The sequence below is a fragment of the Ruegeria sp. BF12 genome, from assembly GCF_056538705.1.
Map to the genome: position 1 here is coordinate 25,488 of NZ_JBQFTP010000016.1, position 25,080 is coordinate 50,567.

The following is a 25,080-nucleotide window of genomic DNA, read 5'->3' on the forward strand; positions in this document are numbered from 1 at the left end:
AGCGCATAAAATGGCAGGTTTTCGCAACCATTGGATGACTGGCGGCGCCATAACAAACCAGGAACATCGCAGTACGGGTGTTATGTGAAGCGATCTCTGGCTGAGTGGTGAGCTCCTCTGCGGACAAAACGAACCATCACTTCAATCTGTCGGACAGCAGTCATTGATCCTGCGCGCGGAGAACGTCTGTTTCGAGCCCCTAGCGCCCCTTTTCCCGCCGACGACCTTCATCTGCCAAAATGTTGACGACTAACAATAGCGCTACAAATGCGGCGCAGGCCAATAAACCGAGAACCTTGCTCCAAGTGAAGAGAAAGACAGAGACAAGCATCGTGAGCATTGCAGCCGTGAAGACAACCAATGAACTGATTACAAGTCTTAAGTTGGTCTTTGTGGCAAATTCCCAAATCCGTGAATTTTCGATGCTGAGACGAACTAGACGATATCGGTGCATCAAAAGCTTCATCATATGACTGTGATATCCCTGCGACAGTTATTCAAGGCAAAGCGGCTCGTTTGGTTTATTCGTCGGTTGTCCGTTTAGTCCGCGTCGCGATGATCTCATCAACCGGTATCGAACGGCATCGAACGGCATGTTTCCAGATTTCTGCAACGATGGTGACAGCTACATGGCGATGTGTTAGCTGACGCCATGATCTGAGCGCTTTCCAATTATCCGCATTCCACACGGACGTTTCCGTGACCTTTGAAATGCGCGTATGAAAGGAAAACACATGAAACTTTTAGATCTTCCTCCGATTCAAGGCAAACGCTTCGATATCGAAATGCTTCAATACAATACCATTAGCTTGATGAAACAAGCGGATGAGGGTCCGACATTCCTGCGCCACGCAGGGCGGGTGACACATGTCGTAATGACCGAGAAACTGTTCGACGAGCTTTGGCCAGACCCGCGGCGGGCCTGGAGCATCTGTGAAATGCCACTCCGCGAGAAGCTGCCGTTAAGTGCAAAAGGATTTGCGACCACATCGAATGTCCGGAAGGTGGTCTACTTATTGCAGTTCGACAGAATGGCACAATCGCAAATGGCGGCAGGCTTTCTTCCACACCGTTTTCCATTTTTGAGCCAGCGGGTTTTGGACAAGCCAAACGCCCTTCACCGACAGGGTGAGGGCGCGGCCCTCCCCCTCCCGCGATCGCCACGAGGCAGATCCGTAGGAACAGGCGGCTTCACCGTCTGGTCTGCAAATCAGCCCTGATTTCCGAAAGGGAAGTCAGATCAAACCAAACTGTCTGCGGGAGTACAAAATGCGGGCGGCGTTTTAGTTGATGACGTAAAGGTCAAAATCAAATGATGTCCAAAATCGGGGTGCCTTCCGATGTCGAACGTTCACCCCGTTTCTGGTGCAACTGTGACGGTTGGGTCAGGTTCGTGTGACGTTCAACAAGGGGGAAGTGGCGGACCGAGGAGGATTCGAACCCCCGACCCCTTGATTCGTAGTCAAGTACTCTATCCAGCTGAGCTATCGGTCCGCGTTGGTGAGGCGCTATGTAGACCCAGGTTCCGGGACGTGCAAGTCGATTCTTGAAAAATTTTTCAAAAAGTCACGTCGCCCTGCGGAAGCCTGATTTCGAAGGTCGTCCCTTGTGGTCCTGTCTCGGCCAAAACCAGATCTCCGCCGTGTCCGCGCACAAGTTCTTGCGCGATTGCAAGCCCAAGGCCAGAGCCACCTTTTCGTACGCCACCCTGAAACGGCGTAAACAAGTTTTCACGCGCTTTGGGCGGCAGGCCCGGGCCATTGTCCTTGATCTCGATGCACCAGTCGTTTTCGTGTACGCAGCCGGCAATTGTGATCTTGCCAGGCTTACCGGACGCCACCAGCGCCTGACGCGCGTTGCGCACGAGGTTCATTATGACGCGGAAAATCTGCTCGGGATCGGCACGGGCAACCAGGTCCTCCGGCACTTCGTTGACGATCTCGACACAGGCATCCGCAACGGCGAGCATTTCACTGGCCACAACGTCCTCGGCCACATCCCGCAAACGTACCATGGTTAGGGTCGGGGCGGGCTCTTCGGCGCGTCCAAAGGCCAGCGTGCTTTCGCACAAGGACACAGCCCGCGTAATCGAATTCACCAGCTTCGGAGCCATGCGGCGCACCAGCGGGTCATCGCTGGCCTCGATCCGGTCGGTAAAAAGCTGAGCCGAAGTCAGAATATTCCTTAGGTCATGGCTGACCTTTGCCACGGCGCCACCTAACTGAGCCAAACGTTCGCGCTGCTTCAGGGCTTGCGTCAACTCAGTCTGCAACTGCTGCAGTGCCTCCTCGGCTTCTCGCAGCTCGGTCACTTTGGAATTGGGGGAAATAATTCCCCGCGCATCCTCCGGGGCCCCCGCATAGCGCTGCATGTAACCAACGACGCTCTTGATCGGTTTGACCAGAACGACACGCACGGCCAGGAACAGAAAGAATGCAGTGATGATCGAGATAACGAAAGACAGGCCAAGAATGCGAAGGCCATAATCGGTCATCGCCATGCGCAAAGGCATGCTGTCCATAGTGACTTCGATCAGCAGCCCAGCGCCTTTGACCGGCTCACCTATCACACGAATAACCTCGTTTTCCGGTGTGAACAGGCGCGTCAGGGCGTCCCGGATCAATATCCACGGCCCGGCATCGCGCAGGTCATATGTCTTGGTGATCTGCTCGGGAATGGGTGACGACAGCATAAGCTGCCGGACCTCATCGCGCCGAAGCACAACGTTATAGACGCCCGCGTTAGCCAGCAACTCAGCCTCAAGCTCTTCGGCCAGCATGTCGTCTGCCAATAAAGCCAGCGAGGCGATCTGAGCGCGCTCAAGCCGGTTCAGCAGGAAATCCTCTCGAAACCGCGCGATCGAAGGGACAAAGATCAGGACCTCGGCCAACATCACGAAGACCGTCGTCAGGATCAGAAAACGGCCCGACAGCGAGTTCAAATGGCGCTCCTTTCCCGGTCAGGGGATCCAGCGCTGGACGAACCTGACCACTCGTTTAACCGTCTGATTCTCAAACAGCCTTGGCGAGAAATAGGCTCCCGCCACCCGTTTGTTAAGCTCTCCGATCGTTGGATAGGGTGAAACCATCGCGGCGATCTGGCCCATCTTCAGGTTATTGGCCAATGCCAGCGACCACAAGTTGATCAATTCGCCTGCCTGGTGACCCACGATTGTAGCACCCACGGGGCGACCTTTTACAACCATGACCTTGATAAAACCTTTCGTCTTACGCTCAGTGATCGCGCGGTCGTTGTGGTGGTAGTCAAACCGCGCGATTTCGAACCTGTCGCCATGTTGGGCGCGTGCCTGTGCTTCGGTCAGGCCGACCTGTGCCAGTTCGGGATCCGTGTAGGTTGCCCAAGGGATATGCGTTGTCTTCGCTTTCGACGGCAGTCCAAACAGGGCCGAGCGAATGATGATCCCAGCGTGATACCCCGCGACATGGGTGAATTGCAGCCCACCGGAAACGTCGCCAATGGCGTAAACCTTTCTGTTCGTGGTGCGCAGCGTGTCATCCACTTTGATCCCGGTGCGGGTCGGCTCGATCCCGGCGGCCTCAAGGTTCAGGCGGTCGGAATTCGCCTTGCGTCCTGCAGCCAAAAGCAGGTGAGAGCCCGAGAAGATGTCTCCGTTCTCGGTCACAACCTCAATTGCACCGTTATTGTGCCTGATCTGCGCGACCATCGCCTGTTCGTGAATCGCCACACCTTCGGCGCGCAGAGTCTCCAAGACAATCTCGGCCGCTTCGGGATCATCTTTGCCCAGCGCCGTCAGCCCCTCGATCACGGTCACTTTGCTACCCAGCCGGATATGAGCCTGCGCCATTTCCATGCCGATGGGACCTCCGCCAATGATCAACAGATGCTCGGGTTTGTCGCGCAGGTCAAAGATGGTCTCGTTGGTGTAAAACGTCACCTGATCCAAACCGGGAATCGGCGGCACCAACGGGGAAGAGCCTGTTGCGATCACAACGCGCCGGGCGGCGATCAGGTTGTCACCCGCCTGCACCTGGGTCTGAGAGACAAAACTGCCGTATTCCCGGATCACTTTGACGCCGAAGCCTTCGAACCTCTCCTGACTGTCCATTGGTTCAATCTGCGCGATCACATCATGCACATGGTCCTTGGCGGCCGCGTAGTCGACCTGAGGCACCACGTCAGCCACGCCCAGCGCTTTTGAATGCGCCTGCCCATAAGCTGCCTTGCCACTGGCAATCAGGGCTTTGGACGGCACGCAGCCGAAATTCAGGCAGTCGCCGCCCATCTTGTGTCCTTCCAGCAGGATGACATTTGCCCCCATCTGGCTTGCACCTGCGGCCACCGACAACCCACCCGACCCGGCACCGATCACCAGGATATCGGTCTTCAGTTCTTGCATGAATCAGGCGTCCTTTCGGCCACGAATGGATTTTATGACGATCGGCAAAGCGGCCAGGACACACAATCCAATGATGGGGCCGATCACAAAGGGCTCCCACAGAAGCGATACGTCTGGTGATTCACCCCTGTCGAACACGCCGCCCAGCCCGACGCCGATCCAAGTGTAGACGATACCTCCGGGAATGATACCCAGAGCTGTGGTGATCAGGAAATTGCGGAACTTCACACCGACCAGCGCAGGCACCAGATTGGCGACAAAAAACGGCACGACGGGAACAAGACGCAGCAGGAACAGCACCGAGATTTCATTCTCGCGCAGGCCATCCTTCAGTTTTTTCACAGCCCCTTCCGAAGCCTCAAGCCGGGCAGTCAGAGATTCGCCCAGCCCCCAACGCGCGGCCAGAAAGATCGCCGATGCACCGATTGTAGCCGCGAACACGTTGAAGACCGTTCCGGCGAACAGGCCAAACAAAAAGCCTCCGGTCATTGAGGCTACCGCAGCACCCGGCAGTGAAAACGCCACGATGATAATGTAGATCGCCACAAAAGCACCGGCCATGGCCCAGTAATTGGCATCACGCCAGGCCAACAGCGCCTCGCGATTGTCGCGCAGCGTCTCAAAGGTCAGGTAATCGCCCAGTGTGAAAAACCCGACCGCCGCCACGGCGAGAATCACCAGCAATGGTATATGTCGCGCAAGCCCGCTGCGTGGGGCCTGAGTTGTGTCGCTCATGAGGCTGTCCGGTTTTGTGCGTTTCATTGTGCGAATAACATGCGCCGCAAGCAGCGCCAGAAACAGGGGCCTCACGCTGCCTTGATGTTTTTGGCTGGGAATGTGAGGGTTTGGGACCGTAAACCGGGCATTTTGAAACCTTTTGTGCGCTGCGGTTACAGAATTGTTGCAAAAGGCGCGAAAACCCCACCTAGGGGTTTGACTTACCCCCCGCTACCCAGTAGAGGACGGGCTTCGAACACCACGGGCAGGCGAATCCGCGCCGCACCCGACCGCATAGATTGGAGACGGAGCGATGAAACGCACCTATCAGCCTTCGAACCTGGTTCGCAAACGCCGCCACGGTTTCCGCGCGCGCATGGCCACCAAGGCCGGCCGCAAGATCCTGAACGCGCGCCGCGCACGTGGCCGCAAGTCGCTGAGCGCGTAAACCGCTCACCGATCAGGTTATGAACATGACGCCGCCGGAGGCCCCTGTGGATGGTAAGAACCAGCCCGGGGATACGCCCCCGGCGGCGTCCGTTTGCGCGCCTGATACTCTGACCGTTCTCAAGAAGCGATCCGACTTCCTGAAAGCCGCGCGCGCGCGCAGGCAGGGCACATCTTCGATGATGGTGCAGGCCCGCAAACGCGCACCTGACGAGGCAATTGGGATTCGGGTGGGCTTCACCTGCTCCAAAAAGGTCGGCAATGCAGTTGCCCGCAACCGCGCCAAGCGTCGGCTGCGCGAGGCCGCGCGGGCTGTTCTGCCCATCAGCGGCCAAGACGGGTGGGATTACGTCTTGATCGGCCGGGCCGAAACCACAGCCAAACGGCCCTATGAGGCGCTTCTGGACGATCTGCGTTATGCGCTGCGCAAAGTGCACACCGCTCGGAAATGACCCTGTTCTCACATATCGTCGCCCTGCCCGTCCGGGTCTATCGGCTGGTGTTCAGCCCCTGGGTCGGTTTCAATTGCCGGTATCAACCGACCTGCTCGGCCTATGCGCTGGAAGCCTTGGAAAAGCACGGTGCGATCAGGGGAAGCTGGCTGGCGGCACGGCGGATTGGCCGTTGCCATCCCTGGGGCGGCGACGGGTATGATCCTGTTCCGGATCGCAAAGACGACGGCGGCGGCTGTTCGTGACCTTCCGTCAGACTTGACCCGTTCCGAGCACCGCTAAACACTTGGACCCGTACTACCTGAGGTCCAGATGACATCCCAAGCCCGCCACTCACTGCCTACACATGATGTTCTGAATCAGCCGCCATTGCGTGGCGACTCCAACCTCTGGACGTCTGATCCCGTGCTGCGAAACACCGTGCATTTTGCAGGCGGGCGTTCCGCTCCATTAGAGGCTTATGGAGAAACGCTTGGGCGTGCAGAGACCCGCGAACTGGGGCGCGAGGCCAATCGGCACCCCCCGGAACTACGACTGTTCGATCAGGGCGGCAGACGTCTGGACGAGGTTCGGTTTCACCCCGCCTATCACCAGATGATGCAGACCAGTCAATCCGCCGGCTACCCGTCATTGGCCTGGGACGGGCAGCCCGGAGGCCACGCCACGCATGCAGCGATGGTGTATTTGGCCAGCCAGGTCGAACCCGGGCACTGCTGCCCGATGACCATGACCTATGCGGCAATTCCGGCCCTTGCGGCCAATGAGCAGGTCGCGTCGGTCTGGCGGCCAAAGCTCATGGCACGCAGCTATGATCCGTCGATGAAGCCGATCAAGCAGAAGGCCAGCGCTACGCTAGGCATGGCGATGACCGAGAAACAGGGTGGCTCGGACGTGCGCGCCAATACGACCGTCGCGATCCGCGATGGCGAGCACTGGCGATTGCGCGGGCATAAATGGTTCTGTTCCGCCCCAATGTCAGACGGGTTCCTGACACTGGCGCAAGCGCCGGGCGGCCTGACATGTTTCCTCGTGCCCCGCTGGCTTGATGGTGAGCGCAACGCGATCCACCTGATGCGGTTGAAGGACAAGCTGGGCAACAAATCCAACGCCTCGTCCGAGATCGAATACCACGACGCACTCGCCTATCAGCTAGGCGAAGAAGGGGCGGGCGTTCGGACGATCATCGAGATGGTGCACCACACGCGGCTGGATACGGCCGTGGCGCCGGCCGGCCTGATGCGCGCCGCACTCGCCGAGGCGCATCACTGGGTGTCGCACCGCAACGCCTTTCAGCGCAGGTTAATCGACCAACCCCTGATGCGCGCCGTGCTGGCTGATCTTGTGCTGGACTGGGAAGGCGCGATGACGTTGGGTATGCGTGTCGCACGGGCGTTCGACGGCCAGTCGCCCGAGGACAAAGCCTTTGCCCGCATCGGCGTCGCACTGGCCAAGTTCCTGAACAACAAACGCTGCCCCGTCGTCGTGGTCGAAGCGATGGAGGTTCTGGGCGGCATGGGCTACGTCGAAGACACCCCCCTGCCCCTGATCTATCGCGAAGCGCCCCTAAACAGCATTTGGGAAGGGTCGGGCAATGTGATCTGCCTCGACATTCTGCGCACCCTCACCCGCGATCCGTTGGCTGCCGACGTTCTGCAGGCCGAGCTGGACGCCGCAGCAGGCACCGACAGAGGTTACGACGAAGCTCTGAAGGCGCATCGTGGTCGCTGGCCGGAAATTCCGCCAGAGAGCGAAGCGCGTTGGTTCGCTGAGAACGCGGCCCTGTTGCTGACCGCATCGCAGCTACTGCGCCACGCTCCGAGCGAGGTTGCCGACGGCTTTATTGCCGCGCGTCTGTCAGGTGAAAGCGGTCGCATCCCGGGATCGGTCACAGGACTGGACACGGAAGCCCTGCTGGGGCGTCTGGGATGACCCGCCCACTTGCCCGGTTGCCACAACTGCTGTAGGGGCTGCGCATGTTTGACGAAGCTGACGATATCCACCCGCTCTTTGCCGGCGCGCCCTCGACCACCGAGTTCAAAAAGCTGCGCAAGCGCATCGTGCGCCAGACCCGTGAGGCCATCGAGCAGTACGGGATGGTGGACCCGGCCGCCCATGACAAGGATGGCAAACCGCCACGTTGGCTGGTCTGCCTGTCCGGCGGCAAGGACAGCTATACCCTGCTGGCGGTCCTTTATGAGCTGAAATGGCGCGGGCTGCTGCCAGTCGATCTTCTGGCCTGCAATCTGGATCAGGGTCAGCCTGGTTTTCCGGCGACCGTCCTGCCCGAGTTCCTGGAACGAATGGGCGTCCCCCATCGGATTGAGTATCAGGACACCTATTCCGTTGTGATGGACAAGGTTCCGCAGGGCCGCACTTATTGCGCTCTGTGCTCGCGACTGCGGCGTGGCAACTTGTACCGCATTGCCCGCGAAGAAGGCTGCAGTGCCGTCGTACTGGGCCATCACCGCGACGATATCCTTGAGACATTCTTCATGAACCTGTTCCACGGTGGGCGTTTGGCTACCATGCCTCCAAAACTGGTGAACGAAGAAGGCGATCTGTTCGTCTTCCGTCCCCTCGCCCATGTGGCCGAGGCCGATTGCGAGAAATTCGCCATCTCGATGAACTATCCCATCATCCCCTGCGACCTGTGCGGCAGCCAGGACGGCCTGCAGCGCCAGCAGGTGAAACAGATTCTCGACCAGTGGGAAAAGAACAGCCCCGGACGTCGCCAGGTGATGTTCCGGGCGCTGACAAACGCGCGTCCTTCGCATCTTCTGGACCCGAAACTGTTTGATTTTCAGAACCTTGCGCTGAGTCCGGGCAAAAAAGACGAAAATTCTGACGAAATTCCGCAGTTGCGTTAACGAGTGACTCAGATTGGTTTTCTAGGGTCGACCTGAGCGAGCGATGCTCAAGGTAGAGGCCCGGATAACCGATGTGGAAACATATCTCAGTCAACAGAATTCTAGACTTTCTCGCCACGGCGCTAAGCGGGCCTCCAGCGCTAGCCTTTGCACCGGCGATCAGCCTCGCCGCATATTGGATTGGCGGAGAACGCGCGCTAGTCATCGTCGCGCTGGCGCTTCCGCTGGTGTTTGCGGTGGCGGTCTCAGTCGCGAACAAAGTCGATGACCGGTCAAAACGCCAAAGCGGACTGTTGCCGATCGATGTTTTCGCTGCCGAGATGGAAGCCGTTTTCCAGGACAATCGGCGCACTGGTCACGAAGCCGCCTGCATGGTTGTGGAACTGGACGGGTTTCCTGATTTTCTGGATCTCCACGGCAATACCGCTGGCAACCTGATGGCGGACCAGTTCCGTGCTCGCGTTCTCTCCGTCATCCGTTCCCAGGACATTGCCACGGGCTTGGATCAAAGCAAGATCTCCATCGGTTTGCGTGGGTCGCAGAATCTGGACCTTGAAGCCTGTATTCAGATGTCGGGCCGACTTCAGGCAGCTGTCGAAGAGCCGATTACTTTGAATGGCACCAGCGTATACATGTCCTGCTCGATCGGGTTTTGTCTTCAATCCTCACTCCCTGATGCCGCCTTTGCCGAGTGGATCGACGCCGCAAGCGCGGCTTTGGACGAAGCACAAAGAAACGGCCCTTCGACCATCCGCGCCTATTCTTCGGAAACACAACGGCGGGCCCGCATTCGCGCCAATCTGCGCAATGAGTTTATTGCGGCCCTGGACAGCGGTGAGATTTGTCCATGGTTTCAACCACAAATTTCTACGGATACCGGGCATGTGACAGGGTTCGAGGCTCTGGCCCGCTGGGAACATCCCCAAAAGGGCGTGTTGGGCCCGCAGGTTTTTCTGCCTTTTGCCGAACAGGCCGACCTGATGGAACGGCTGGGTCAGGTGATGCGGCATCACGCCTTTGCCGCCATGCGAGAGTGGGACCGCGCCGGAGTGATCGTGCCTCGGATCGGAGTAAATTTCTCATCAGACGAACTGCGCGATCCGGCGCTGATCGAGCGTCTGAAATGGGAACTTGATCAGAATGACCTCACCCCCGACAGACTGGCCGCCGAGATTCTTGAAACCGTATTTTCCAGACGTCCGGATGACGTGATCACCCGCAATGTAACCAGCATGTCCAATCTGGGCTGCTGCATTGATCTGGATGATTTTGGCACCGGTCATGCGTCCATTGCCTCGATCAAACGCTTTGACGTCTCGCGCATCAAAATCGACCGGTCCTTTGTTGGCAAGGCTGATCGCGATGCCAGCCAGCAACAGTTGGTTGCCGCAATTTTGACCATGGCGGAACGGCTGAATGTCGAGACTTTGGCCGAAGGCGTTGAAACCCCCGGCGAACATGCACTGATGGCTCAGTTGGGCTGCGATCATGTTCAGGGCTTTGGAATTGGGAAGCCGATGCCTTTTGAAAAGACCATCGACTGGATGCTGGCGCATCAAAACAAGATCAACGGAATGCCGCAAATCGGGCGCCAGGCGCGGCCATAACCGCGAATTAACGCCACAGAACCGCGATCCGTGAGGAAATAAGGGGCGATTCCGCTTGACCTTTGGGCTTGCACTCTGTTGAACCCAGCGGGTGTCTTTCACTGCTCAAGGTGGCTGTCCCAGATGGACGATCAGAACAAGAATCTCATCCTCGCAACCGCGCTCAGCTTTCTCGTGATCCTGGTTTGGTTCGTGCTGTTCCCACCGCCCGAGCAGACCACGTCGCCAGAAACGACCGAGATCAGCGCAACAGAGGGTACAGACGTTCAGACCCCCAGCGCCACCAGCACCGGCACTGTCGGCGAAGCGACGGCAGACGCGACCGAAGTCGAGCCCGATGCTGAGGCACCTCGGATCGAAATCGACACGCCGCGTCTGAAGGGCAGCCTGTCCCTGTCCGGCGGCCGCATCGATGAGCTGTTTCTGAAGGACTACAAAGTTTCGATCGAAGAAGGCGCACCCATTGTCGAGCTGCTGTCGCCCGTGGGCTCGGACTCGGCATACTACGCCCTATACGGATGGGCCCCGGGCGCGGGTGTGGCAGGGGCTGACGTCCCCGGCCCGAACACGCTGTGGACCGTCGAAAACGGTGATGCACTGAGCGTCGATACTCCGGTTACCCTGAAATGGGATAACGAAAAGGGTCTGACCTTTCGCCGCACGATCTCGGTTGACGCAGACTTTATGTTCACCGTTACCCAGTCGGTTCAGAACAACACCCAGTCCGAGGTCGGCATGGCCCCTTACGGCATCCTTGCCCGCCATGGTATGGGTGAAGACGGCGAACTGCCTGATCTGAAGAACTTCTTCATCCTGCATGAAGGCGTGATGGTCATGGCTGACGGCGTTCTGGACGAAATCGACTATGGCGATGTACGCGATTTTGACATCGACCCGAATGAGCGTGCGCAAGCCGAGGTCTTTCAGATCAAAGAAGGCGGTTGGATCGGCTTCACTGATCACTACTGGATGACCACCCTGATCCCTGAAGAAGGGTCTGCCTTCAAGGCCGCAGCAAAATACGACTCTCGCCGCAAGATCTACCAGACGGAAACCGTTCTGCCGACGCTGACTGTTGCTCCGGGCGCAACCGAGGAAGTCACCACTCAACTGTTTGCCGGTGCCAAGGAATGGGAGACCATCCGCGAGTATCAGCAAGAGGGCGTGCAGAAGTTCATCGACAGCATCGACTGGGGCTGGTTCTACTTCCTGACCAAGCCGATCTTCTGGCTGCTGCACAACATCAATGCCCTGATCGGCAACATGGGTTGGTCGATCATCGGCCTGACCCTGATCATCAAGGCAATCCTGTTCCCGCTGGCGTTCAAATCCTACGTCTCGATGGCGAAGATGAAAGAACTCCAACCGCAGATGGAGGCCCTGAAAGAGGCTGCTGGCGACGACCGCCAGAAGATGCAGCAGGGCATGATGGAGCTGTACAAGAAGGAAAAGGTGAACCCGGCCGCAGGCTGTCTGCCAATCCTGCTGCAGATCCCGATCTTCTTCTCGCTGTACAAAGTGATCTTCGTCACGATCGAACTGCGTCAAGCCCCATGGTTTGGCCCGTTCCAGGACCTCAGCGCGCCGGACCCGACCTCGATTATGAACCTGTTCGGCTTGTTGCCTTGGGCCGGTCCGCAGCCTGACACGCTGATGGCGCTGATCTTCATTGGTATTCTGCCGCTGCTGCTGGGTATCTCGATGTGGCTGCAGCAGAAACTGAACCCGGCGCCAACCGATCCGACACAAGCGATGATCTTTGCCTGGATGCCGTGGGTATTCATGTTCATGCTGGGCAGTTTTGCCAGCGGGCTGGTCGTCTACTGGATCGCGAACAACACGATCACGTTCACGCAGCAGTATCTGATCATGCGCAGTCAAGGCTATAAGCCCGACGTGTTCGGCAACATCAAATCCGGCTTCAAGCGTACGCCCAAGACGGACGACAAATGAATGCCAAAGTGACCCATATCTGGCGGCATCCGATCAAAAGTCATGGTCGTGAAGCCGTCCAGACCGTAACAGCAACCCCCGGGCAGACCTTGCCCGGGGATCGTGTTTGGGCGGTCGCGCATGAGGCCTCCGCCGCGGATGGGTCACAATGGGTGCCTTGTGCTAATTTCAGCCGAGGGGCGAAAGCACCTCAGTTGATGGCGATTTCGGCACGGCTGAACGGCGATACAGTGACTCTGATGCACCCGGATCTGCCGGAACTCAGCTTTGACCCCGACACAAATCAACAGGTGTTTCTGGATTGGGTCAAACCGCTTATGCCCGCTGATCGCGCGGCATCGGCGCGGATCATTCGGGTCCCCGGACGGGGCATGACCGACAGCGATTTCCCTTCGATCAGCTTGTGCAACTTGGCGTCGCATCGGGCCGTTGAACAAAAGTTGGGCCAGTACCTGTCGTTCCATCGCTGGCGCGGCAACATCTGGTTCGATGGCCTTCCCCTGTGGGAAGAATTCGATTGGCTCAACCGAGAGGTTCAGGTTGGCGAGACCGTGTTCCGCGTGCGTGAACGTATCACCCGCTGCTTGGCAACGACGGCCAATCCCGAAACCGGCGCTCGTGATGCCGATACACTGGGCACGTTGAACAGCTGGGGCCATCAGGATTTCGGCGTCTATGCCGAAGTGGTTCGTGGTGGCACAATCTCCGTCGGCGATAAGGTTCACCTGTTATGAGCACTCTTCCCTTCCCACTGGTCGAAGACCCGGACGAGTTCGCGCTGGAGCGCGGGCGTAAGCTGTTTGCAGGACCGTCCGAGTTTGTAAAAGGCGTGGTTGCCATGAACGGCCTGCCAGCGCCTGATCGGCTTGAGGTTTGCTTTGCAGGCCGATCCAATGTGGGCAAATCCAGCCTGATCAACGCGCTGACCGGCACCAAGGGGTTGGCCCGTGCGTCGAACACTCCGGGCCGCACGCAAGAGATCAACTTTTTCACACAAGGCCCCGAGCTTTATCTCGTGGACCTGCCCGGCTATGGCTACGCCAATGCCCCGGTAAAGGTCGTGGAGAAATGGCAGCGGCTGCTGAAACAATATCTGAGTGGGCGGCAGACATTGCGCCGCGCCTTTGTTCTGATCGACTCACGCCATGGTGTGAAACCGGTTGATGCCGAGATCATGAAGCTGCTGGACACCAGCGCAGTCACGTTCCAATGCGTGATGACCAAGGCTGACAAGGTCAAGGCCAATGAGCGCCAGAAAGTGCTGGATCAAGTGCGCGGCGCGCTGTCGAAACACCCGGCAGCCTTTCCGGAAATCGTTCTGACCTCGTCCGAAAAGGGTGATGGTATTCCAACACTCCGCTCAATCATCGCGCATCTGGAATGATCCTGATCAGCCGCATTTTCCCTGCATTCATGTTGCTCGCGCTTTTGGTGACCAGCGCGATTCCGCAAGGCTGGATGCCTGCAATGGGGAATGACGGAAAAGTACTGCTGGTGCTGTGCACCGGGGAAGGTACGGTCGAGCAATGGGTCGATCTGAACCCCGACGGTCCAGTTCACGACGATACCGACTCGCGCGTCTTGTGTCCCTTCGCGGGCATGACAGCGGATATCGAGCTGCCTTCCACCCAAGTGGTTGTCCCATTCACCGCGCCAATCCAGGCCCGCTGGGAACATCGCGATTTCACACACCGCAGTGCCGGGTTCTACACCCGCTACGACGCCCGCGGGCCACCTCTTATCTCCTGATTCACCTCAACAAAGTTTGAACCTACGCAGGCACTGCGTAGGGCAATTAGCGAATCCGGAGACTATCATGGCAATGAATAGCCAAAACCTGGGGGATACCCCGGCGCAGACTACTGCTGCGCAAAAATTCTACTTTGCCGCCTGGCGGTGGCACTTCTACGCGGGGATCTTCGTCATCCCATTCCTAATCATTCTGGCCGTCACCGGGATGATGATGATGTTCATCACTCAGCTTGACGGACGCGACGGAGAGAAAATCGGGGTGACCATTCAGGGGCACGCGCTCCCTGTGTCCCAACAGGCCGAGGTCGCCCTTGAACAGGTGCCCGGTACGGTCGTGGAATGGATCGGCCCCAAAGCCGCCGATCTGGCAACCGTCTTCCGCATCAAAACCGAAGTGGGTCAGCGCCTTGTGGCCGTCGACCCTTATGCCGGAGAAGTTCTTGACGTATGGGATCGCCGCGCGGGCTGGTACGATCTGGCCGACAACATCCACTCCACATTGATGATCGGCACGACCGGAGACCGTATTCTTGAAATCGCGGCGGGGCTCAGCCTGCTGCTGGTCTTTACCGGGCTGTACATGTGGTGGCCGCGCGGAAACACTATGGCAGCGCTGGTGCCAAATATGCGCGCACGCGGTCGCGCAATGTGGAAGTCGCTGCACGCTGTTGTCGGATTCTGGATGTCCGGGCTGTTGGTGGTCTTCCTGATCTCAGGCCTTTCTTGGGCCGGTGTTTGGGGTGGAATGATCGTCCAGCCTTGGAGCAGTTTCCCGGCCGAGAAATGGGACAATGTCCCGTTGTCCGATGATATCCACGCCAGTATGAACCACGGGCACCAGAACGACGTCCCTTGGGCGCTGGAGCAGACACCAATGCCTGCCTCGGGCTCCGGCGCCGGGATCGATGGAGTACCACAAGGCTCAACGGTCGATATTGACGCGCTGGTGGCGCTTGGCACCGCGCTGGACATGACAGGACGGTTCCGTGTGGCCTATCCCGGTGGTGAGGACGGTGTCTGGACCCTGAACCGGGACAGTATGAGCAGCGATTCGACCGATCCGGTGAATGACCGCACTGTTCACGTGGATCAGTACACTGGCAGGATTCTAGCGGATGTCCGTTATGAGGATTACTCGCTTATGGGCAAATCCATGGCGGTTGGTATCCCGTTTCACATGGGTCTGATGGGCACGTGGAACTTCATCCTGAACGTGGTGTTCTGCCTGTCGGTCATCTTTGTCTGCGTCTCTGGCGTTGTGATGTGGATCAAGCGTCGGCCGCAGCGTGCCGGGCGTCTGGCCGCGCCGCCGATGCCTGCGGAACTGCCATTGTGGAAAGGGGCTGTCCTGATCGGCCTGTTCACCGCGATGGCCTTCCCGCTGGTGGGTTTGACGCTGCTGGTCGTGCTGGCCTTTGACCTTCTGCTGGTCAGCAACATCCCGGCCATGAAACGCGCGATGAGCTGATCTAAAAACAGGCCGCTCCGGACCACCCGGCGCGGCCCTACACGCGATCCGGTCTTGGCAGAGCTGCACAAAACTCCTAACACGGGTTCCCAGAGGGACTGCAGCCATGAAGACAAGAGATATGAACCGGGACTGGATCGCCACCGCCGCAACGCTGAACAGCGCATTGCCCTATCTGCAACGCTATGACGGCGCAATTGTCGTCATCAAACTCGGCGGCCACGCCATGGGCAGCGACGAGGCGATGGAAAGCTTTGCGCGCGACGTCGTCCTGATGCGTCAGGTCGGTGTGAACCCGGTGATCGTTCACGGCGGCGGGCCCATGATCAACGCGATGCTGGACAAACTGGATATCCAGTCCGAGTTTGTGAACGGCAAGCGCGTCACCGACAAAGCCACCGTAGAAGTGGTTGAGATGGTGCTGTCGGGTCTGGTGAACAAACGTATTGTTCAGGCGATCAACGATCAGGGTGGCATGGCCGTTGGCTTGTCGGGCAAGGATGCGCAGTTGATGCTCTGTGATCAGACGGACGAGTCTCTGGGCTTCGTTGGAAGCCCGGCAGAGATGAACCCGAAAATCCTGCATGACCTGTTTGCACACGATGTGATCCCGGTCATCGCCCCGCTGGGCGCAGGTCGCAACGGAGAAACCTTCAACGTGAATGGCGACACCGCGGCAGGGGCCATCGCCTCTGCGCTGAAGGCCGATCGCCTTCTGCTGCTCACGGATGTCTCGGGCGTTAAGAATGCCGCTGGGGACGTTGTGACCGAATTGAAGGCTGGTCAGATCCGCGAGATGACGCTGGACGGTACGATTGCAGGCGGCATGATCCCCAAGACCGAAACAGCGCTGGACGCGCTTCACAGCGGTGTTCGCGCGGTTGTCATCCTGGACGGGCGCGCGCCGAATGCGGTCTTGCTTGAGCTTTACACAGAACACGGTGCCGGATCACTGATCCGACCGGATTGATTCAGTGGTGGAGGAGACATGATAGATCGCGCCCCACTCTCCTCTGACACTGTGGTTATAACCTATGATCTGGTCGAACAGGCGGCAAAAGCGGCCGGTCTGATCGTCATGGGTGCGCTGCATCCCCGCCTCACAGATGCCAAGCAACTGGACGGCGGTACGTTGATTCTGTTGGGGGCTGGTCCGGAGTTCTGGTCGGCGCTGAAATCCTCGCCCGAGTGGCAGTCCGGCGATCCTGTGGACCGTTGGTCGTCGCGCGTGGTCGGCCAAATGGCGCAAGAGTTATCCGCCGAGGCCCATTTCCCATTTGGTGGTCCTCCCTACGTGCCATTCATCGACTGGGCGTTGAAATCAGGGCGCACTTTCAGCAGCCCCGTTGGTGCTTTGGTGCAGGATGAGGTCGGCATGATGATCTCATTCCGAGGCGCGCTGCACTTCGCCCAAGAGTTTCCTCTGCCCGAGACGCCGGGCGTATCACCCTGCACCACCTGCCCAGCCCCGTGTACGCAAACCTGCCCAGTCGGCGCGCTGAACAGCCATGACTTCTACGATGTGGCGGCCTGCCACGACCACCTTTCCACGGTCGACGGCCAGACCTGCATGACCGGAGGCTGCCTGGCGCGACTGTCCTGTCCCCTCAGTTCTGGCGCGGGGCGGGATCCGGAGCAATCCGCCCACCATATGAGAGCTTTTCATCCGTCATGACCCGCACCCTGATCCTGACCCGCCATGCAAAGTCCAGCTGGGACAGCCCAGCCCTTTCCGATCATGACAGGCCGCTGAACAAGCGTGGACGCAAGTCTGCCCCGGCGATTGCATCGTGGTTGCAGGAAAACGGCTGGTTACCGGATGAGATTCTCAGCTCAAGTTCAGCCCGAACGCTGGAAACCTGGGACCGCATGGGTTTGCAAGCTGACAAAGTGTGTTTTCGCCGAACGCTCTATCACGCTGGCCCAGTAGACATGTTGACCGAACTGTCCGGGGCCACTGAGCAGACGGTTTTGATGCTGGGGCACAACCCCGGAATTGCGGCATTTGCCAGTCAAATTGTCCGAAAGCCGCCAGAACACGCTCGTTTCTGCGACTATCCGACCTGTGCGACGGCCGTGATCCGATTCAACACCAATAATTGGGCAGATATTCAGTGGCACAGCGGCGACGTTCTGGGATTTGTTACTCCTCGCGAGCTGCTAGAATAGAAAAAGGCGAGGCCAAAGCCCCGCCTTTCTTTGCGCATGTGATCGGGATCAGTGCCCCAGAATCTGGCTGAGGAACAACTTGGTCCGCTCGCTCTGTGGGTTGTTGAAGAACTCTTCCGGTTCATTCTGCTCCACGATCTGACCGGCGTCCATGAAGATCACGCGGTTGGCGACCTGACGGGCAAAGCCCATCTCGTGGGTCACGCAGAGCATGGTCATGCCTTCCTCGGCCAGCTCGATCATGGTGTCGAGCACTTCTTTGATCATTTCGGGGTCCAGCGCCGATGTCGGTTCATCGAACAACATGATCCGCGGCATCATGCAGAGCGAGCGGGCAATCGCCACACGCTGCTGCTGACCACCCGAAAGCTGACCGGGATACTTGTCGGCCTGCTCGGGGATCTTCACCTTTTCCAGGAAGTGCATCGCACGCTCCTCGGCCTCTTTCTTGGGCGTCTTGCGTACCCAGATCGGTGCCAGCGTGCAGTTCTCCAGAATGGTCAGGTGTGGGAACAGGTTGAAGTGCTGGAACACCATGCCAACCTCGGAACGGATCTTGTCGATGTTCTTGAGGTCATTCGACAACTCGGTCCCGTCCACGATGATCGTGCCCTGCTGGTGTTCCTCCAGCGCGTTCAGGCAGCGGATCAGGGTGGACTTGCCCGAGCCCGAAGGCCCCGCGATCACGATCCGCTCGCCCTGATTGACGGTCAGATTGATGTCGCGCAGCACGTGGAAGGACCCGTACCACTTATTCATGTTGGTGATTTCGATGGCGACCTCGTCGCTCACCTGCATCTTGGAGCGGTCGATTTCGCGTTCAATTGCAAGTTCAGACATGTGTTGAACTCCTTAACGATGGCCAGTCTGAAGCTTGCGCTCCAGATACATGGAATAACGGGACATGGAGAAGCAGACGACGAAGAACAGAACGCCAATAAAGGCAAACAGTTCCCAGTAGATGCCATTCCACGCGGTATCAGCGCGGATGCCGTTTGTCAGGCCGATCACGTCGAACAGACCGATGATCGAGACCAGCGTGGTATCCTTGAAAATGCCGATAAAGGTCGACACGATGCCCGGGATCGAGATTTTCAGAGCCTGCGGCATGATGATCAGCCGCTGCGCCTGCCAGTAGTTCAGGCCCAGACTGTCGGCCCCTTCGTACTGACCGCGCGGCAGTGCAGCCAGACCACCCCGGATCACCTCGGCCATATAGGCCGCCGAGAACAGGGTCATCATGATCATCACCCTCAGGATGATATCGAAATTGGTGCCCGGCGGCAGGAACAGGTTCAACAGCAGAGATGCCACGAACAGCAGGGTGATCAGCGGCACGCCGCGGATGAACTCAATAAAGCCCACGCACAGATACTTAACGATCATCAGATCCGACTGACGACCCAGCGCCAGAAGGATGCCGATGGGCAACGAGACACCAATGGCCACAACACCCAACAGGATCGCTAGCATGAAGCCACCAAAGTCGCGGCTTTCGACTGGGGCAATGCCGATCGGAATGACGGAGTTGATCGCGTCGGCAACCGAACCGGAAGCAAACAACCACCAAAGAATAGGTAGCGCGACCGCAACGATGATCGCTGTCAGTGAACCAGCGACTGGGAGAACAAACTTGTATGCAAGAAACCCAATGGCCAGCCCAGCCGCGACCATCAGCGGTCCCCAGATGCTGCCGCCCCACATCAGCCAAGGCAACAGGAACGGATAGGCCGCTGTCACAAAAAGCAATTTGCGCGGTACGTTGGTGAACAGCACGGGTGCTATCGCGACAAGCAACAGGATGAAGGTCAGGTTCGGCCGGAAATATGCGGGCCAACCGCCGGTTTCGGGTGGGTTAGACCACGTTGCATCCGGATGCGCCGGATAAGGCGGATAGAAACCGTACAGCAATTGCAGCCACCGGTCCTTGATAACTCCCCAGCAGGCATGACCATGCGTATCGCCCCACGTCGCCATCATGATCTCACGGCATTCCGACAGTGAATTGGCGTTCCAAACGGATTCAAACGTCCAGGTCAGGATGTTGGAAAGCACATAATAGATGAAGATCAGCGAGATAACGGTCAGGATCGCGTTAAGCCAGCTTGAGAACAGATTGTGCCGGATCCAGCCCAGTACGCCTACTTCTGAGGCAGGTGGCGCCTGTTCCGGCAACATTTCCGTGCGGACAAATGAAACATCACTCATATTACCGCTCCACCAGTTTGACACGGTTGTTGTACCAGTTCATCACCGCCGAAATGCTCAGCGAGATGGTCAGATAGACCAGCATCAGCAGCAGAACGCATTCCAGCTCGCGGCCGGTCTGGTTCATGGTGATGCCGCCAAGGGTCCCCGTGATGTCCATATATCCGACCGCAATCGCCAGCGACGAGTTCTTGGTGAGGTTCAGATAGTTCGAGATCATCGGCGGGATGATCACCCGCAGCGCCTGAGGCAGGATCACAAGGCGCATGGTCCGACCCGGGCGCAGACCCAGAGCGGATGCGGCCTCGGTCTGACCTTTCGAGATGGCCAGGATACCAGCGCGAACGATCTCGGCGATGAAAGCCGCTGTATACAGCGACAGGGCCAGCCAGAGGGCAATCAGCGAGTTCCGCAAATGAGTGCCGCCGGTGAAGTTAAAGCCTTTCAACTCGGGGTAGCCTAGATGAAAGCCCAGCACAGTCAGCAGAATGATCGACGGAACGAACAGCAAGCCCAACTGGATGTGCCAGATGGTTGGACGGTCGCCCGTCTTTTCCTGCGCCGCATTGGCCCAGGCCGACACTTTGCGCATTGCGAAGATGCTGCCGCCAAGCACGATCAGGAAGGCGATGAGGTCCAGCGAAACATCGAACCGCAGGCTTGATGTGCCGAACAGGTGGATGTCACCCAAACCACGCGAAAACAGGAATTCGGGGATATAGACCCCGCGATTGGTCACAGCGACTGTGCCGAACAGATCCATAGTGGCTTCTGGGTTTTCACCCCGGAAGGCGCGCGGTGCAGGCAGGCTTTCGATCAGGATGGCCATGGCGAACACGATCCACAGCAGCACCGGCACGTTACGGAACATCTCGACGTAGACGGTCATGATCCGGGCGATCAGCCAGTTGTTGGACAGGCGCAGGACGCCGACCATGACGCCGATAATTGTCGCCGTGATACAGCCCAGAACTGCGACAACCAGCGTGTTCAGCAGGCCTATGAACGCCGCGCGCAGATGGGTATCGCGTGAATCGTATTCCAGCAGACGCTGGTTGATGTCATAACTGGCCGGTTCGGCGAAAAAGTCGAATCCGACTGTTCTGCCCAGCGTTTCGAGGTTTTGAATGGTGTTGTTGATAATCCAGGCTGCCAGAAGCATGAAACCGATCATCGCTATGACCTGAATGGTCGCAGATCGGTACCGCGTATCATAAAGGAGCATGGACAGCCGGAACTGCTCCTTCGGCGGGTCAGTGAGAGTCGTCATGACCTATGTATATCCCCGTGCATCCCGTTTTTTGCCGGCAAAGTTGTTCTTTGCTCAATCTAACCGGGAGTGTTTCTTATTGATGGAAAAAGGGCGCAGGTTGCCCTGCGCCCTTTTCCGTGGATTTTAGCGGAACGGCGGTGCGTACAGCAGACCACCATCGGTCCATTGTGCGTTCAGGCCGCGTGCCAGACCAATCGGAGTTTCTTCACCGATGTTCTTGGCAAACACTTCACCATAGTTGCCGCCGACTTTGATCGCGCGCTGTGCCCAGGTTGCGTCCAGGCCAAGCATCTCACCCAGAGTGCCTTCGCTGCCCAGCAGACGGTTCACTTCGGGGTTGTCGGTACCTGCAGCCATCTCGTCGATGTTTGCCGAGGTCACGCCCATTTCTTCAGCGGCGATCAGCGCGTTCAGAGTCCAGCGAACAACGTCGCCCCACTCGTGGTCACCGTGACGAACCAGCGGGCCCAGAGGCTCTTTCGAGATGATCTCGGGCAGGATCACGTGATCTGCTGCGTTCTCGAAGGTGGCGCGGGTTGCGGCCAGACCGGATGCGTCAGTGGTGTAGACGTCACATGCACCAGCCAGATACTGCTGCTGCGCTTCAGCGTTGGTTTCGATCGGAACCGGCTCGTAGCTCATGTTGTTGATGCGGAAGAAGTCCGCCAGGTTGAGCTCGGTGGTGGTACCGGTCTGAATGCAGACAGTCGCACCGTCCAGTTCCTTGGCTGAGCTTACGCCCAGAGCCTTCGGAACCATGAAGCCCTGACCATCATAGTAGTTGATGCCGACGAATTCGAATTTCAGGTCGACATCGCGGCTGAAGGTCCAGGTGGTGTTACGGGCCAGCATGTCGATCTCGCCCGAAGCCAGCGCGGTGAAACGTGTTTTACCGGTGGTCGGGATGAATTCAACAGCGGTCGGGTCGTCCAGAACGGCGGCTGCTACTGCGCGGCAGACAGCCACGTCAAAGCCCTGCCATTCGCCATTGGCATCCGGGCTGGCAAAGCCGGGTACGCCAGTCGCCACGCCGCAGTTCAGTTTGCCGCGCGCCTTGACATCATCAACAGTGCCCGCCGCCGCTGCGCCAGCAGCCAGGCCGGCGACAGTTGCCACGCCCAAGATTACGGATTTTTTCATTTTTACCTCTTCCTGATTATCCGCCCCGGTTCGGGACGGCTCTGTCCGGCACCCTTGGCACCAGAAAGGTTTCCCCAAAGGTGTCTCCCCTTTAGTGGCCACGAGTTTGGGCGCATTCATAAACAAACGTCAAGGGTCGGATCAGTGAAAACGATGAGTCAATTCAGAGATGACCTCGTCTGCAACACAAAATCAGGCAGAATAGGCTCAAATCGAGATATCAAAGAACCGTTTAGCGTGTAAAAAGGCAGCTTTTTTGGTTTCGGCAACCGCGTGGGCCTCGTCATCGTGGCCCCATTGTTCGATTTGCCAATCCTCATCTAATCTTGAGATTTTCCAGATTTCACCCGGAGTGCGCCAATTCAAGGCCGACGCAAAGCCCAGAACCAAAGATCCGGACAGGCTGACGAGATCGTGAAAAGCGGCAAGCTGGAAGTCGTTGAATTCATGAACGCGCTGCCGAAGCGTATCCAGCGCAGGCGCAGATTGCGGCTGATGCAGCACACCGGCCACAGGAACAAGGCGCACAGCAAAGGTTTCCGCCGCCCAATCCAGAACCGGGTCCCATTGATCTGCCTGCCGCTCTTGCAACTCGTGCGGGTGGGTCGCCCTGTAACACAGCAAGTCCGAATCGCCGTAATCGGCCAGCATATCTGCAACCTCGGCGTGCTGGTGACGCACCTTGTCGATGGCTGCGTTGGCAGACCGGGTGAACGGCATCAGGGTCGGGTCGACTTCTTTTTCCTGTGCGTCCCACTCTGCCGCGACCTCTTCGGCCATTGCGCGTGTCGGCAATATCAACCCGGCTTTGGCAGGCGTTTTCACTCGGCGACCGTCCAGTTCGACCGTGTATCCGTCGTCCGCTTCAACAACGGCGCTCGCAGTCCAAAATCGTTTAGGCTTCCAGTCGCTCATGTCTTCAGGTCCAGATGTCATCCAGCGCGCGCGGCAGCTGGTCAAAAGTCTCAATTACGCAGGTTGCGCCATCCAGGGCGGATCGGTCGTGATAGCCCCAGGACACACCAATGCCCGCAACCCCGGCGGCCTTGGCCATTTCCATGTCAAACATGGTATCGCCGATCATTGCCGTATCTGCCGCCTTAACGCCGGTCTCTGCGCGCGCCGTGTCGATCATCGACGGGTGCGGCTTGGAGGGATGGTGATCTGCAACCTGCCGCGTTACGAAATAGCGCTCCAGAGCATGCCCTTCGATCAAGGCATCCAGCCCTCGCTGAGATTTTCCGGTGGCCACGCCCAACAGAACTTCGGGGATCGCGTGCAGGGCTTCGATCACCTCTCTTGCTCCGGGGTAAAGCGGCGAGCTTGCAACACCTTGGTCAAGGCGATGCGCGTGGTAGGCCTGCTTGTAACCTTCGACAAGGCGTTGCTGGACAGCACCGGACAGGTCGGGTGCCAATTGCGCCATCGCATTAGGAAGAGACAGGCCAACGATGGACAGAATCGCCTGGCGGTTGGGAACCTGCAAAGACAATGCGTCAAAACTGGCGGTCATGGCCGCAACGATGCTGCCCTGACTGTCGACCAGAGTGCCGTCGACGTCAAACAACACCAAACGCAAGGGTGCGCTCATTGCAATTCCTCGAACGGGTCGTCCGCGGCCAAATCCTCGGTCCAGCCGAACGTGTCCCAGCTGTGCTTCATGTGCTCGGGCAAAGGTGCTTTGACTGTGACGGTCTTACGCGTCACCGGGTGCTGGAACGAGGCTTGCCGCGCGTGCAGGTGCAGCTTTTTGCTGATGATCCCGCCCAGTTGCGCGCCCCAGCCGTCGCCGAGATTCTCTTGCCCCGAACCGCCGTATTTGCCGTCACCGATAATCGGATGCCCGATCGCTGCCATATGTGCCCGCAGCTGGTGCGTGCGGCCGGTGATCGGCTCCATCGCCACCCAGGCTGCACGCCCGGCCACGCGGTAGAGCGTCGCATAGAGCGTGTGCGCCCGTTTTGCGCCGGGATTGTCGTCGATCTCGTTTAGGTGAACGGCGACCATCTTTTCACCCTCACCTTGCTTGCCATGACCCGGAGCCTTGACCAGCCCGGTCTTGATCTCGCCGAGATAGGGGGTCGGTACGCCAGCCACCAAAGCCCAGTATATCTTGCGCGTGTCGCGGTGACGGAACGCAGCCGTCAGCCCCTTAGCTGCCTCACGGGTCCGGGCCAGCAGCAGAACGCCCGAGGTGTCCTTGTCCAGCCGGTGCACAAGGCGGGGGTTTTCGTCATAGCCGAACCGCAGCGCCTCGGACAGGCTGTCCACGTGGCGGGTCTGACCGCTGCCGCCCTGAACCGGCAGGCCATGCGGCTTGTTCAGCGCCAGCACATGATCGTCGCGGTAGATCACGCAGGACTGGATCATCTTGGCATCGGCGTCCGAGATGCTCCGTTTGACTTCAGCGGGCTTGTGGTCGGCATCCGGCAAGGGCGGTACGCGCACGACCTGACCAGCCTCAAGTCGGGTCGAGGCTTTGACCCGCCCGCCTTCGACGCGCAGTTCACCCTTGCGGCACATCTTCTCGATCCGGCCCTGACTGACATGTGGAAACAGACGGCGCAGCCAGCGATCCAGCCGTTGGTCGCCGTCACCTTCTGCCACGGTGATCATCTGTACGCCGCTCATGCCGATATCCCCTGCGTC

General features: G+C 58.5%; 25 protein-coding genes and 1 tRNA gene. 15 read left to right on the forward strand and 11 right to left on the reverse strand.

The window, feature by feature from the left end; all coding sequences use genetic code 11:
* Positions 1 to 734 precede the first annotated feature (734 nt).
* Positions 735 to 1,220: a hypothetical protein gene (locus ACR0J0_RS19975; RefSeq protein ID WP_480665775.1), complete on the forward strand. Its 486-nt coding sequence runs from the start codon at positions 735 to 737 to the stop codon at positions 1,218 to 1,220.
* Between the two features lie 197 nt (positions 1,221 to 1,417).
* Here ACR0J0_RS19975 and ACR0J0_RS19980 read toward each other — a convergent pair.
* From ACR0J0_RS19980 to ACR0J0_RS19995, 4 genes are all read right to left on the reverse strand, one after another.
* A tRNA-Arg gene (locus tag ACR0J0_RS19980) sits at positions 1,418 to 1,494 on the reverse strand.
* Positions 1,495 to 1,558: 64 nt separating this feature from the next.
* Positions 1,559 to 2,941: a sensor histidine kinase gene (locus ACR0J0_RS19985; RefSeq protein WP_480665776.1), complete on the reverse strand. Its 1,383-nt coding sequence runs from the start codon at positions 2,939 to 2,941 to the stop codon at positions 1,559 to 1,561.
* A gap of 18 nt (positions 2,942 to 2,959) precedes the next feature.
* On the reverse strand, positions 2,960 to 4,378 hold the full coding sequence (locus ACR0J0_RS19990) for a dihydrolipoyl dehydrogenase family protein (RefSeq protein ID WP_480665777.1): 1,419 nt from the start codon (positions 4,376 to 4,378) through the stop codon (positions 2,960 to 2,962).
* Positions 4,379 to 4,381: 3 nt separating this feature from the next.
* Complete coding sequence (locus tag ACR0J0_RS19995; protein WP_480665778.1) at positions 4,382 to 5,113, reverse strand: TVP38/TMEM64 family protein; 732 nt, start codon at positions 5,111 to 5,113, stop codon at positions 4,382 to 4,384.
* Positions 5,114 to 5,408: 295 nt separating this feature from the next.
* Between ACR0J0_RS19995 and rpmH the strand changes: the two genes are divergently transcribed.
* The 14 genes from rpmH (at position 5,409) to ACR0J0_RS20065 (ending at position 17,810) form a co-directional block, all read left to right on the forward strand.
* Positions 5,409 to 5,543 carry a 50S ribosomal protein L34 gene (gene rpmH / locus ACR0J0_RS20000; RefSeq protein ID WP_005980833.1) on the forward strand — a complete coding sequence of 45 codons (135 nt, stop codon included), beginning with the start codon at positions 5,409 to 5,411 and terminating at the stop codon, positions 5,541 to 5,543.
* A 25-nt stretch (positions 5,544 to 5,568) separates the two neighbouring features.
* On the forward strand, positions 5,569 to 5,994 hold the full coding sequence (gene rnpA, locus ACR0J0_RS20005) for a ribonuclease P protein component (protein ID WP_480665779.1): 426 nt from the start codon (positions 5,569 to 5,571) through the stop codon (positions 5,992 to 5,994).
* Positions 5,991 to 6,239: a membrane protein insertion efficiency factor YidD gene (yidD, locus tag ACR0J0_RS20010; protein ID WP_480665780.1), complete on the forward strand. Its 249-nt coding sequence runs from the start codon at positions 5,991 to 5,993 to the stop codon at positions 6,237 to 6,239. Before rnpA ends, yidD begins: the two co-directional genes overlap by 4 nt.
* A gap of 67 nt (positions 6,240 to 6,306) precedes the next feature.
* On the forward strand, positions 6,307 to 7,923 hold the full coding sequence (locus ACR0J0_RS20015) for an acyl-CoA dehydrogenase family protein (RefSeq protein ID WP_480665781.1): 1,617 nt from the start codon (positions 6,307 to 6,309) through the stop codon (positions 7,921 to 7,923).
* 44 nt (positions 7,924 to 7,967) lie between these two features.
* A complete protein-coding gene (ttcA, locus tag ACR0J0_RS20020; RefSeq protein WP_480665782.1) occupies positions 7,968 to 8,861 on the forward strand; it encodes a tRNA 2-thiocytidine(32) synthetase TtcA in 894 nt (297 codons plus the stop codon).
* A gap of 71 nt (positions 8,862 to 8,932) precedes the next feature.
* The gene (locus tag ACR0J0_RS20025; RefSeq protein ID WP_480665783.1) at positions 8,933 to 10,468 is read left to right on the forward strand and encodes a putative bifunctional diguanylate cyclase/phosphodiesterase; all 1,536 of its coding nucleotides are present in this window, start codon (positions 8,933 to 8,935) and stop codon (positions 10,466 to 10,468) included.
* A gap of 123 nt (positions 10,469 to 10,591) precedes the next feature.
* Complete coding sequence (yidC, locus tag ACR0J0_RS20030; RefSeq protein ID WP_480665784.1) at positions 10,592 to 12,421, forward strand: membrane protein insertase YidC; 1,830 nt, start codon at positions 10,592 to 10,594, stop codon at positions 12,419 to 12,421.
* Entirely contained in the window at positions 12,418 to 13,155 is a 738-nt protein-coding gene (locus tag ACR0J0_RS20035) for an MOSC domain-containing protein (RefSeq protein WP_480665785.1), read from the forward strand. The genes yidC and ACR0J0_RS20035 overlap by 4 nt, the downstream gene beginning before the upstream one ends.
* Positions 13,152 to 13,805 (forward strand): ribosome biogenesis GTP-binding protein YihA/YsxC, encoded by a 654-nt coding sequence (yihA, locus tag ACR0J0_RS20040; RefSeq protein ID WP_480665786.1) that lies wholly within the window; start codon positions 13,152 to 13,154, stop codon positions 13,803 to 13,805. The genes ACR0J0_RS20035 and yihA overlap by 4 nt, the downstream gene beginning before the upstream one ends.
* Complete coding sequence (locus ACR0J0_RS20045; protein ID WP_480665787.1) at positions 13,802 to 14,170, forward strand: DUF2946 domain-containing protein; 369 nt, start codon at positions 13,802 to 13,804, stop codon at positions 14,168 to 14,170. Before yihA ends, ACR0J0_RS20045 begins: the two co-directional genes overlap by 4 nt.
* Positions 14,171 to 14,237: 67 nt before the next feature.
* Complete coding sequence (locus ACR0J0_RS20050) at positions 14,238 to 15,641, forward strand: PepSY-associated TM helix domain-containing protein (protein ID WP_480665788.1); 1,404 nt, start codon at positions 14,238 to 14,240, stop codon at positions 15,639 to 15,641.
* A 106-nt stretch (positions 15,642 to 15,747) separates the two neighbouring features.
* A complete protein-coding gene (gene argB / locus ACR0J0_RS20055; protein ID WP_480665789.1) occupies positions 15,748 to 16,611 on the forward strand; it encodes an acetylglutamate kinase in 864 nt (287 codons plus the stop codon).
* A gap of 18 nt (positions 16,612 to 16,629) precedes the next feature.
* A complete protein-coding gene (locus ACR0J0_RS20060) occupies positions 16,630 to 17,316 on the forward strand; it encodes a ferredoxin (protein ID WP_480665790.1) in 687 nt (228 codons plus the stop codon).
* The gene (locus ACR0J0_RS20065; RefSeq protein ID WP_480665791.1) at positions 17,313 to 17,810 is read left to right on the forward strand and encodes a SixA phosphatase family protein; all 498 of its coding nucleotides are present in this window, start codon (positions 17,313 to 17,315) and stop codon (positions 17,808 to 17,810) included. The genes ACR0J0_RS20060 and ACR0J0_RS20065 overlap by 4 nt, the downstream gene beginning before the upstream one ends.
* A gap of 48 nt (positions 17,811 to 17,858) precedes the next feature.
* Here the strand turns inward: ACR0J0_RS20065 and ACR0J0_RS20070 are convergent, their stop codons facing one another.
* The 7 genes from ACR0J0_RS20070 to ACR0J0_RS20100 form a co-directional block, all read right to left on the reverse strand.
* Positions 17,859 to 18,650: an amino acid ABC transporter ATP-binding protein gene (locus ACR0J0_RS20070; RefSeq protein WP_302477163.1), complete on the reverse strand. Its 792-nt coding sequence runs from the start codon at positions 18,648 to 18,650 to the stop codon at positions 17,859 to 17,861.
* 12 nt (positions 18,651 to 18,662) lie between these two features.
* On the reverse strand, positions 18,663 to 20,018 hold the full coding sequence (locus ACR0J0_RS20075) for an amino acid ABC transporter permease (protein ID WP_480665792.1): 1,356 nt from the start codon (positions 20,016 to 20,018) through the stop codon (positions 18,663 to 18,665).
* Position 20,019: 1 nt separating this feature from the next.
* Complete coding sequence (locus ACR0J0_RS20080) at positions 20,020 to 21,288, reverse strand: amino acid ABC transporter permease (protein ID WP_480665793.1); 1,269 nt, start codon at positions 21,286 to 21,288, stop codon at positions 20,020 to 20,022.
* Positions 21,289 to 21,414: 126 nt separating this feature from the next.
* Entirely contained in the window at positions 21,415 to 22,431 is a 1,017-nt protein-coding gene (locus ACR0J0_RS20085; RefSeq protein ID WP_239344774.1) for an amino acid ABC transporter substrate-binding protein, read from the reverse strand.
* Positions 22,432 to 22,638: 207 nt separating this feature from the next.
* Entirely contained in the window at positions 22,639 to 23,346 is a 708-nt protein-coding gene (locus ACR0J0_RS20090; protein WP_480665794.1) for an ATP12 family chaperone protein, read from the reverse strand.
* A gap of 4 nt (positions 23,347 to 23,350) precedes the next feature.
* Entirely contained in the window at positions 23,351 to 24,022 is a 672-nt protein-coding gene (locus ACR0J0_RS20095; protein ID WP_480665795.1) for an HAD-IA family hydrolase, read from the reverse strand.
* Positions 24,019 to 25,062 (reverse strand): RluA family pseudouridine synthase, encoded by a 1,044-nt coding sequence (locus tag ACR0J0_RS20100; protein WP_480665796.1) that lies wholly within the window; start codon positions 25,060 to 25,062, stop codon positions 24,019 to 24,021. The genes ACR0J0_RS20095 and ACR0J0_RS20100 overlap by 4 nt, the downstream gene beginning before the upstream one ends.
* Between the last annotated feature and the right edge of the window lie 18 nt (positions 25,063 to 25,080).